This is a genomic window from Blastomonas sp., from assembly GCF_041747255.1.
Lineage (GTDB): Bacteria > Pseudomonadota > Alphaproteobacteria > Sphingomonadales > Sphingomonadaceae > Blastomonas.
The window spans coordinates 1-10,193 of record NZ_JBGTFM010000348.1 but is presented as its reverse complement, the minus strand read 5'-3'; the positions used below and the strand labels follow the sequence as shown (position 1 = coordinate 10,193).

At 60.7% G+C, this 10,193-nt stretch carries 11 protein-coding genes and 1 tRNA gene; 2 read left to right on the top strand and 10 right to left on the bottom strand.

The annotated features are described in order from the left end of the window. From tmk to ACEW8G_RS11925, 4 genes are all read right to left on the bottom strand, one after another. The coding region (gene tmk, locus ACEW8G_RS11940; protein WP_373488642.1) for a dTMP kinase at positions 1–600 on the bottom strand (600 nt) is incomplete at its 3' end. Positions 601–606: 6 nt separating this feature from the next. Beyond that, complete coding sequence (locus tag ACEW8G_RS11935) at positions 607–1,755, bottom strand: D-alanyl-D-alanine carboxypeptidase family protein (protein WP_373488641.1); 1,149 nt, start codon at positions 1,753–1,755, stop codon at positions 607–609. 66 nt (positions 1,756–1,821) lie between these two features. Then, on the bottom strand, positions 1,822–2,853 hold the full coding sequence (locus ACEW8G_RS11930; RefSeq protein WP_373488640.1) for a septal ring lytic transglycosylase RlpA family protein: 1,032 nt from the start codon (positions 2,851–2,853) through the stop codon (positions 1,822–1,824). Between the two features lie 25 nt (positions 2,854–2,878). Beyond that, a complete protein-coding gene (locus tag ACEW8G_RS11925; RefSeq protein WP_373488639.1) occupies positions 2,879–3,970 on the bottom strand; it encodes a lytic transglycosylase domain-containing protein in 1,092 nt (363 codons plus the stop codon). A gap of 242 nt (positions 3,971–4,212) precedes the next feature. Between ACEW8G_RS11925 and ACEW8G_RS11920 the strand changes: the two genes are divergently transcribed. Then, a tRNA-Ser gene (locus ACEW8G_RS11920) sits at positions 4,213–4,302 on the top strand. Positions 4,303–4,440: 138 nt separating this feature from the next. Here the strand turns inward: ACEW8G_RS11920 and arsH are convergent. The 6 genes from arsH to ACEW8G_RS11890 form a co-directional block, all read right to left on the bottom strand. Continuing rightward, positions 4,441–5,175: an arsenical resistance protein ArsH gene (gene arsH / locus ACEW8G_RS11915; RefSeq protein WP_373488638.1), complete on the bottom strand. Its 735-nt coding sequence runs from the start codon at positions 5,173–5,175 to the stop codon at positions 4,441–4,443. Next, the gene (arsB, locus tag ACEW8G_RS11910) at positions 5,172–6,242 is read right to left on the bottom strand and encodes an ACR3 family arsenite efflux transporter (RefSeq protein WP_373488637.1); all 1,071 of its coding nucleotides are present in this window, start codon (positions 6,240–6,242) and stop codon (positions 5,172–5,174) included. Before arsB ends, arsH begins: the two co-directional genes overlap by 4 nt. 3 nt (positions 6,243–6,245) lie before the next feature. Continuing rightward, positions 6,246–6,695 (bottom strand): arsenate reductase (glutaredoxin), encoded by a 450-nt coding sequence (gene arsC, locus ACEW8G_RS11905; RefSeq protein ID WP_373488636.1) that lies wholly within the window; start codon positions 6,693–6,695, stop codon positions 6,246–6,248. Further along, positions 6,692–7,069: an ArsR/SmtB family transcription factor gene (locus ACEW8G_RS11900; RefSeq protein WP_373488635.1), complete on the bottom strand. Its 378-nt coding sequence runs from the start codon at positions 7,067–7,069 to the stop codon at positions 6,692–6,694. Before ACEW8G_RS11900 ends, arsC begins: the two co-directional genes overlap by 4 nt. A 125-nt stretch (positions 7,070–7,194) precedes the next feature. Continuing rightward, on the bottom strand, positions 7,195–8,397 hold the full coding sequence (locus ACEW8G_RS11895; RefSeq protein WP_373488634.1) for an exo-beta-N-acetylmuramidase NamZ domain-containing protein: 1,203 nt from the start codon (positions 8,395–8,397) through the stop codon (positions 7,195–7,197). Between the two features lie 36 nt (positions 8,398–8,433). Continuing rightward, positions 8,434–8,967 (bottom strand): DOMON-like domain-containing protein, encoded by a 534-nt coding sequence (locus ACEW8G_RS11890; protein WP_373488633.1) that lies wholly within the window; start codon positions 8,965–8,967, stop codon positions 8,434–8,436. 96 nt (positions 8,968–9,063) lie between these two features. Between ACEW8G_RS11890 and tyrS the strand changes: the two genes are divergently transcribed. Next, positions 9,064–10,193: tyrosine--tRNA ligase (tyrS, locus tag ACEW8G_RS11885; protein ID WP_373488632.1), on the top strand; the 1,130-nt coding region annotated here is incomplete at its 3' end.

The window sequence follows — 10,193 nt, the reverse complement described above, 5'->3', positions numbered from 1 at the left end:
GACAATTCGCGCATGGACCGCGTCGGCATCACCAGACGCGTCGATGATCCGGAAGCGATTGGGCTCCGCGGCTGCAAAAGCACTCAAGGCAGAATTCACCGCGCGGTGAAATGCTGGATCACGACCGCCAATCCGGTCTGGCCGGTCGCCGTCGCGCAGAGCAGCGCGGCGCGCGGCCTCGGCTTCGGGAAGCTCGAGCAATATCGTACAATCAGGCATCAGGCCTGCACTGCCAATGTCGTGCAGCGCCATGATCGAGGCATCGCCCAGTTCGCCCGCGACGCCCTGATAGGCGCGGCTGCTGTCCACGAACCGATCTGACACCACCCATGTGCCGTCAGCAAGCGCCGGGCGGATCAGGCGATCCACATGGTCGGCGCGTGCCGCCGCAAATAACAGCGCTTCGCTTTGCGGTTTCCAACGATCTGCCCCGCCATCAAGCAACAGGCTGCGGATCGCCTCAGCTCCTTCAGTGCCGCCCGGTTCACGCGTGGCGATGACCTCATGCCCCTGCCCGGCAATCCACGTGACCAGACGTTTGATCTGGGTGGACTTGCCAACCGCCTCACCGCCCTCAATCGAGATGAAGCGTCCGCGCACTTCGCGTCACGCTCCGAACAGCGACAGCAAACCTGCCCATAGCCGCCCGAATACGCCCGCCTCGGCCACCGCTTCGCCAGCAACCAACGGCATCACCTGTCGCGGCAGGTCCGGCCCGCTCACGATCAGGCTGGCGACCTGCTGGCCCTTGGCGGTGGGGGCCTTGATCGGCCCGTCGTAAACGACACGCAGCGTGACCCTGTCGGTCTCTGCAGTGCGCGGCACAGTAAGCGCCAGATCGCGCGGTGCGATCAGCTTGACTTCGCGTGCGCTGCCCAGTTGCACTTTGGCAACATCGACCGTCTTGCCCTTGGCGAACAGCGGCACCGCCTTCCACGCGCCAAAGCCCCAGTTCATGAACTTGACCGACTCGTCAACGCGCCCGTTGAAGCTGGTGAGCCCTGCGACCACCATGACCAGTCGGCGCCCATTCTGTTCGGCAGAGCCAGTGAAGCCATAACCAGCCTCTTCGGTATGACCGGTCTTCAGACCGTCAGCGCCCTTTACCTTGCCGAGCAGCGGATCACGATTGCCCTGGGTAATGCCATTCCAGGTGAAGCTGTCCTTGGAATAATAGCGTTTGTAGAGTTCGGGGTGGTCGCGGATGGTCGCTGCCGCCAGCCGTGCCAGATCGCGCGCAGTGACGATCGTCCTCCCTTCATCGGGCCAGCCATTGCTGTTGCCAAAACGACTGCTGGCCAAGCCAATGTCCTTGGCCTTTTTGTTCATCAGGTCGGAAAATGCCTCTTCAGAACCCGCAATGCCTTCTGCCAGCACAACGCAGGCATCATTGCCGGACAGCGTGACGATGCCGTCGAGCAGATCTGTCACAGTCACGTTGCTGTTGACCGCGAGGAACATGCTCGAACCCTGATTGTTCCATTTGCGCCACGTTTCAGCAGAAACCCGCATCTTCTGGTCAGGCTTGATCTCGCCCTTCTTGAGCAGGTCAAAAGCGACGTAGACCGTCATCATCTTGGCCATCGATGCCGGAGGAATGCGCCGGTCGGCATCGCGGGCAAACAACACCGCGCCCGACGACAGATCCTGCATATAGGCGATCGGTGCGGTCGAATTATAACTCGGCGCAGCCGCCGCAAGCGGCATTGCCAACAAAAAGAGAGAGCCCAGGCCCAGGACGATCGACGTTTTCATGTAAGTTCCAAATGACATCGGCAGCCATGCTGCAGTGTGAGCGCGCCGCACTGGACGCATTAATGCTTAAGGCGTGTCGCCTTGCTGGATGCGCGCATCGTTGTAGCCGTTCTTTTTGGCCTGGCTGATGCCCGCTTCTGCAGCTCTTGCGTCAGCATAGGGGCCATAGCGTACGCGGAACAACCTGCCGTCGCTGCTGGTGACGGTCGACGCGCCAATCCGCTTCGCCAGCGCATCGGCGCGGCTGCGCGTCCCGAAGGCTGCCACCTGAACGAAATACTCCGCACGTGCGTTGCCGCCCGCTGGGCCGGCGGGCGGCCATGTGACACGATTGTCGCCGGTGCTGCTTTCGGCCATAACGGGCCGCGCACCATCGCCTTCGCGGATAAAACGGTCGTTCCCACGCGAAACCTGTGTGGGCGGCTTGGAAGCGGCTTTCGTGGGCTGCGCACGCGACGTGGCGGACGGGACCGACGATGCGGTTGCTGCAGCTGCCCGGGGGTCACCCGGCTTGCTTACCCCATCAAGCCGACGCCGAAGCGGTACGAGCAAGCTTTCGGGTGTATCCATGCGCAGCTTCACTGCCTGCCCCCGCCGCAACACAACCCGTTCCGTCTCCGGGGGATTAACCCTGCGCACGCGAACCGCAAACACACCTTTGTCCGCGACGCCAAGCTGCTTGGCAGCCCCGTAAGACAGATCGATCAGCCGGTTGCGCGCCGCCGGACCACGATCATTGAGACGCACCAGAATGGTGCGCCCGCTGTCGAGCGCAGTGACCTCGACATAGCTGGGCAGGGGTAAAGTTCGGTGCGCGCCAGTGATCGCTTCAGGATCGAAAAGCTCGCCATTGGCGGTATTCCGACCATTCAGTTCTGCGCCATACCAGCTGGCATAGCCCGCTTCGTCGTAGTTGAACACGTCCGATGGGGTGTAGGTCACGCCGTCAAGCTCATAGGGCTGGCCGATTTTGACCGGATAGTCTGAAATTATGCCGGCGTTGGCGGCAGGCGCGGTCTCAAGGCTGCGGCTGGTGCTGGCTCCTCCGCAGCCCGCAAGCGTCAGCACCAATCCTGCGACCATTATCTGCCTGAACATATCTTGTCTCCTTGCCCGTCAAAGGTCAGTTACGGACCCCGTCCGCCAGCAGGCCGACAGACAGCGCGTAATAGTTGGAGCAGTTATAATCAAGGATTGCGCGATAATTGCGCGTCAGCAGATAGCCCTGCACCTGCAATCCGGGGGTGATCAGCAAGGATGCCTCAATCGAATCATCGGCAGGCCAGACGCCGCCAGAGGGATACACGCCGAGCGCACGCCACTGGCGCATGGTTTTCCACTCGCTGTGCCGCTCCACCGCGCGCTCGCACTTTCTCACCTTTTCGCGATTGGTCATCGCTGCCGGGTTGACGCTTGCCGGGACGACAACGGCAAATCCCCATGGCACACCACGTTGCCAATCTGCGGCGACCATGTAGTTCGCTATTGAGGCGAAGGCATCCGCACGGTTTGACCAGATTTCAGCCTTTCCATCCCCATCGCCGTCCTTGGCGAGTCGCAGATAGACCGACGGCAGGAATTGCGGATAACCGAATGCGCCTGCATAGCTGCCCTTTAGCACGCTGCGCGGCACGCCCATGTCGATCATCTTGAGAACGGCAATCAACTCTCCCTCGAACAGGTCGCGGCGTCGCCCTTCATAAGCGAGGGTGGCGAGTGCTCGCGGCAGATCTGTGTTGCCCATGATCGTGCCATAATTGGTCTCGTGGCCAAATATCGAGACCATGATCGATGCCGGGACCCCGGTCGCCTGCTCGATTGCAACCAGCCGCGCGGCTTCTGCGGCATATACGTTACGACCCTGCTGGATTTTTGCAGCATTGATGCGTCTAGCCATTTCGGGGCCAAACGAGGGGAAGGCCGCACCAGGAGGCGTCGGCGCAAACCGCCGGTCAAGCGCCGCGATGCTGTCATCATAGGACAGGCCGGGCAACACGCTATCGAGCGTGCGCTGCGAGACACCTTCGCGCCGGGCACGCGCGGCGACTGCATCGAGATAGCGCGTGAACCCCTGAGATTGGGGCGCAGATTGCCGCTCCGCACCCGGCAACGGCTGCACGATTTCACGCTGCGCTGCCGTTGGCGCGCCGCACGCGAGCAATAAGGTTGCCCCCGCCGCTGCAGTCAGGCGACCGGCCCATCTGGTAGTGCGCATGGCAAGGCCTATAGGCGGATGCTGATGGTAAGAACGAACCTGCATGAAACACTCCAAAAAATGACCAATGCCACACGAAGCGCATCAGCGGAAAGGGCGAACTTCTGATCAGCCGACTATCCCCGCGCGCGATTGACCCGGTCTGAACCGGTTGGCACTTGCCATGCGCAAGTTTCTGCTTGCACACTATTCATGCGGCGCTAGGGGGCTTTCACGCGACGCGCACAGCGCCACGCCGTTGCGGACAGGTGGCCGAGTGGTTTAAGGCAGCGGTCTTGAAAACCGCCGTGGGTGCAAGCCCACCGTGGGTTCGAATCCCACCCTGTCCGCCAAATCCACAGGGAAAACATGGGCGCTCCTTCTCGATATCATTCAGTAATCCTCGAAAGAATGTCCGATGCCACTCCCAGTATTAGGGTTTGCGAGCGGTTGATGCCATCAGCCATTCAATCGCGAGCGTGCCTTGCCTGTTAAACTGGTGTCTTCTCCGGCCGATCGCTTTCCTTGCGCTCTGAATAGCGATCAACGAGCTTGCCTGCATGGGGGCGCAGCAGGACAGTAAATCGCACCAGCTCCTCGACCACGTCGACAATCCGGTCGTAATAGCTCGAAGGCCTCATCCGCCCGGCTTCATCGAACTCGGTGAACGCCCTGGCAACGCTCGATTGATTGGGGATCGTGAACATCCGCATCCAGCGGCCAAGAATGCGCAAGGTGTTGACGCTGTTGAACGATTGCGACCCCGCGCTGACCTGCATCACCGCCAATGTGCGTCCCTGGGTCGGGCGCATGCCCTGATAGGCGAGCGGCAGGTGATCGATCTGGGTCTTCATGATGCCGGTGATCTGGCCGCGGCGCTCGGGGCTGCACCAGACATGGCCTTCAGACCACATCGAGTGCGCACGCAGTTCGGCGACGGCGGGGTGATCGTCGCCAGCCACCTGATCGGGCAACGGCAGGTCGCACGGATCGAAAATCCGGGTTTCACAGCCAAAATACTGCAGCAGCCGCGCCGATTCTTCGACGACAAGACGCGAATAAGAGCGCTCGCGCAGCGACCCGTAAAGCAGCAGGATGTGAGGCTTGGGGTCAAGCTTGCCAAGCCCAAGCGCCGGCATGCGGTGCGCATATTCGGGGTTAAGCGCGGGCAGATGATCCGCGTCGGCCAGAACACGTAGGCGGTCGAAGGATGGCGCGCCGCTCATACTGCACTCCCCGTAAATCGGCCACGCGTCGCATTGGCGAAGGCGACAAGCGTGAGCATGACCGGAACTTCGACCAGCACGCCGACAACGGTCGCCAGCGCCGCCCCGCTCGACAACCCGAAAAGGCCGATAGCGACCGCGACTGCAAGCTCGAAGAAATTCGAGGTGCCGATCATGGCGCAGGGCGCGGCGATATTGTGCGGCACCTTCCACGCAAAAGCCGAGGCATAAGCGATGGCGAAAATGCCGTAGGACTGGATGATGATCGGGATCGCGATCAGCACGATCAACAGCGGATTGCTCACGATGGTTTCGGCCTGGAAAGCGAACAGCAACACCACCGTTGCCAGCAGGCCGATCACCGACCATGGTTTCAGCTTCGCGGTGAACGCGTCGACCGCAGTCTCATCCCCACCATGCGAGGAGATCACGCGGCTACGGGTGAACGCGCCCAGTGCCAGCGGGATGACCACATATAGCACGACCGATAGCAGCAGCGTCTCCCAGGGAACAACGATGTCGGTTACGCCCAGCAGCAGCGCGACGATGGGGGCGAAGGCGACGATCATCACCAGATCGTTCACCGATACCTGAACCAGTGTATAAGCAGGATCGCCCTTGGTCATCTGCGACCAGACGAACACCATCGCGGTGCACGGCGCGGCGCCCAGCAGGATCAACCCGGCGATATATTGCTGCGCATCATCCTGCGGTATCAGCCCGGAATAGAGGTAATCGAAAAACAGCACCGCGATCGCCGCCATCGTGAACGGCTTGACCAGCCAGTTGATCACCAACGTGATGATCAGCCCGCGCGGCTTTTTGCGAATATCACGGATACTGGCGAAATCGACACCAACCATCATCGGATAAATCATCGCCCAGATCAGCACCGCGACGACCAGATTGACCGACGCCACCTCCAACGCCGCCAGCGCGGACACGGCGGTCGGCGCGGTGTTGCCCAGAATGATTCCGGCAACGATGGCCAACGCCACCCACAACGACAACCAACGTTCGAAGATGCCCAGCGGCGATGCTGCGGGCGCGACCATGGTTTGCGTCATCGCTCAGCGGCCTTGCGTCATAGGTTTGCCATCGGAATCTATCACCTGCTCGCCATCTTTTTTGGTAAATGCGCCGCGTTGCGCCTGAGGCAGCAGGTCGAGCACCAGTTCTGAAGGACGACACAGTCTAACGCCGAGCGGCGAGACGACCAGCGGACGGTTGATCAGGATCGGGTGCGCCATCATCGCATCGACCAACTGCGCGTCGCTCAGATCGGGATTGTCCAGCCCCAGTTCGGCATACGGCGTGCCCTTCTCGCGCAGCAGCGCGCGCGCAGGCACTTTTGTGCGGGCGATCAGGCTTTCGAGCAGCGGCCGCGACGGCGGGGTTTTGAGATACTCGATGACGTGCGGCTCGATTCCGGCATTGCGGATCATCGCCAGCGTGTTGCGTGAGGTGCCACAAGCTGGATTGTGATAGATGATGATGTCGACGGTCGCCTGGTCAGTCATGTCGAGGTCCCTGAAGTATCCTGGGGTTGGAGTGGCTCGCAGCTCAGGCCAGCGATAAGGTTGCCGCACATTTCCGGCGCTCCCTGGCAGCAGTCCTGCATCAGGAACATCAGCAGCCGGTTCATGCCGGGATAATCGGCGCGATAATGGATGAGCCGACTTTCGCGTTCGGACTGGACCAGCCCGGCGCGCTCCAATGTCGCCAAATGATGCGACATCGTTGAAGGCGGGACGCCCTGATGCTCGGCAATGGCCCCTGCGATCATGCCGTCAGGCCCAGCCTTCACCAGCATGCGGAACACCGACAGGCGTGTCTCATGCGCCAGCGCTCCCAGCGCATCAATCGCCCACACCTGTAAATTGACATCCTTCATCGCTACCACCCTTCGAGTATCATCGAAATAATGTTATGCCCCGTTATGTCAATTCATATTCGGATAGAGCGGGCGCATCCGGTTTGATGAACCATTTGGCCCTGCTCGACAGGCCATGGCAAACATCACCGATAAACCAGCAGTTCCTGCTGCGTCGTGCGCCACGCTATTTCATCCGCGCGGGTGCATGAATCCAGATCGCCCGCCTGCGCAGCCTGATCATCCACCCATTCGCGCAAAGCCGGGCCGCCGTTGATCACATCGATCGCCAGCTTGCCATGTTCATATTCGTACGGAAAATCGCGCCACAGCGGGTAATCGGGGTAAAGTGTGCGGATTGCCTTGAATGCGAGTGCCTGCACGCGCCATGGCTGGAACGCAGCATGGTCGTATGGCGGTCCTTCAGCATGGATATGCACACCATGGCTTAAAGTGCCGACATGCTTGTGAAAAGTCGGCTCGAACCATATTTCACGTAACGCGCATCCGGCCAGCCAGTGCGGTGCAATCTGGTGCATCGTCGCGATGACATCCCGCGAATTGATATCGGGCGCGCCAAATATTTCCAGCGGGCGCGTCGTGCCCCTGCCCTCGCTCAGCGTCGTGCCTTCCAGCATCACGGTGCCGGCATAGGCGCGCGCCATGTTGACGTTGGGCGCATTCGGGCTGGGGTTGATCCAGATGCGGTCCGTCGGCCAACCGCAGCCCGGCGTGCCATCGGGCTGCCAGCCTTGCATCGCGATCACGTGATAGTCCACATCGAGCCTGAAATGATCGATGAACCAGTGACCCATCTCGCCCAGAGTCATCCCGTGGCGCATTGGCATCGGCCCTGCGCCGACAAAGCTCTCCCAGCCTTCGCGCAAGATCAGCCCCTCGACCGGGCGACCCGCTGGGTTGGGCCGATCGAGCACCCACACTGATTTGCCGTGCGCAGCAGCAGCCTCAAGCATGTAGAGCAGCGTCGTCACGAAGGTGTAAATACGACAGCCGAGATCCTGCAGATCGATCAGCACTGTATCGAACGTGCTCATCATCTGGCCGGTGGGGCGGCGAACTTCGCCATAGAGGCTGAACACCGGAATGCCGTGCACCGGATCGGTAAAGTCCGGGCTCTCGACCATATTGTCCTGCTTGTCACCGCGCAGACCATGCTGCGGGCCGAATGCGGCAGTCAGACGAATGTCATCCAGCGCTGCCAATGCATCCATGCTGTGGACGAGGTTTGCGGTGACCGAGGCCGGATGCGCGACCAGCGCAACGCGTTTTCCATGCAGGGGCTTGCGCAGATCAGGCTCTGCCAGCAGGCGATCAATACCGAAGTGCATGCGCGATCTGGCCCCTTGTTGTTTCGCAAGAGAGCTTTAGCTCAATCGCGCGGCAAAACAATCAGGGTGGTGAAAATCCGGCTGGCCCGGGGCATGGCATAGCGCCCAGTAACTTTTGCCATCGTCCAGCGCCTCGATGACGGCAGACAGGCCAAGCCGCCATGGCCTCGGCCCGAGAACACGGTGCAGCGCCGCGACATCAATGCGAATCCGCCATATCCCCGCATCAAGGTTAGTGATCTCTGGGTCCACATTGACCGGCAGCGCCGACATGCCTGAACGATAGGTATCGAAGCGGTAAGCCGCCCACGCGCAAGACGCAGCGAAGTTGAATTCCGTGTAAACATCGCCAGTCCCCGCACCGACAAACGCCTCAAAGCAGCTTTGCTGCCAAAGACCGTCGCTGCGGACTGCAGGCGCTGGGTCAGGCAGGCGAACGCAGCCGTGCGGATCTGTGAGCGTATATTCCAGCACAAACTGATCGGCGCTCAAATCCAGCACCTTCACAGACACGGCGACCTGAGCGGGAGCGGGGTAATCTGGATGGGCAATAAGCATATACGTCGTCATTGCGACAGTCTTTAGTCTCTGCCCCCGATACGAAGCAAGCGCGCGGGGATTGGCATCTTTCAGGCCCGCGCCGATGATGCTAAGCGCGCGGGCATTATGGTCCAATACACATCAGATCTGCTGCGCCTGCTCGATGCGCGCGGCTATATCCACCAGCTGACCGATGCCGCTGCGCTGGACGCGCTCGCGACCAAGCAGTCCGTGCCTGGCTATATCGGCTTTGATCCGACTGCGCCGTCGCTGCATGTCGGATCGCTGGTGCAGATCATGTTGCTACGACGATTGCAGCAGACCGGGCACAAGCCGATTGTCGTCATGGGCGGCGGCACTGGCAAGATCGGCGATCCTAGCTTCAAGGACGATGCCCGCAAGCTTATGACCACCGAAACGATCACCGCCAATGTCGCCTTGATCAAGCGCGTGTTCGAACGCTTCCTGACCTTCGGTGATGGCCCGACCGACGCAATCATGGTCGACAATGCCGAATGGCTTGATGCGCTCGAATACATCCCCTTCCTGCGCGACATCGGCCAGCATTTCTCGATTAACCGGATGTTGAGCTTCGATTCGGTCAAACTCAGGCTCGATCGTGAACAGTCGTTGAGCTTTCTTGAGTTCAACTACATGATCCTGCAGGCTTACGACTTTCTTGAATTGTCGCGCCGGGTCGGCTGCCGGTTGCAGATGGGCGGATCGGATCAGTGGGGAAATATCGTCAACGGCATCGAACTGGCACGCCGGGTCGATGGCACCGAAGTGTACGGGGTCACCACCCCGCTCATCACGCTGGCCGACGGCGGCAAGATGGGCAAGACAGAGAAAGGCGCGGTCTGGCTCAACGAGGAATCCCTGCCTGCCTATGATTACTGGCAGTTCTGGCGGAACACGCAGGACGCAGATGTCGGGCGCTTCATGCGGTTGTTCACTGATCTGCCGCTCGAAGAAATTGGCCGGCTCGAAGGCTTGCAAGGCGCGGAAATCAACGAGGCCAAGAAGGTGCTCGCAGATGCCGCCACCACCCTGTGCCGCGGCGCAGAGGCAGCGAACTCTGCTTCCGAAACCGCACGCGCAACATTTGAGCAAGGCGTGGTGGGTGACGACCTGCCGAGCATCAGGGTGCCTGCAACGGGAATGTCGATCGTGCAGGCCAACACCGCCATCGGTTTTGCGGCCTCGAACAAGGAGGCCAAGCGCAAGATTGAAGAGGGCGCTGTTCGGGTAAACGG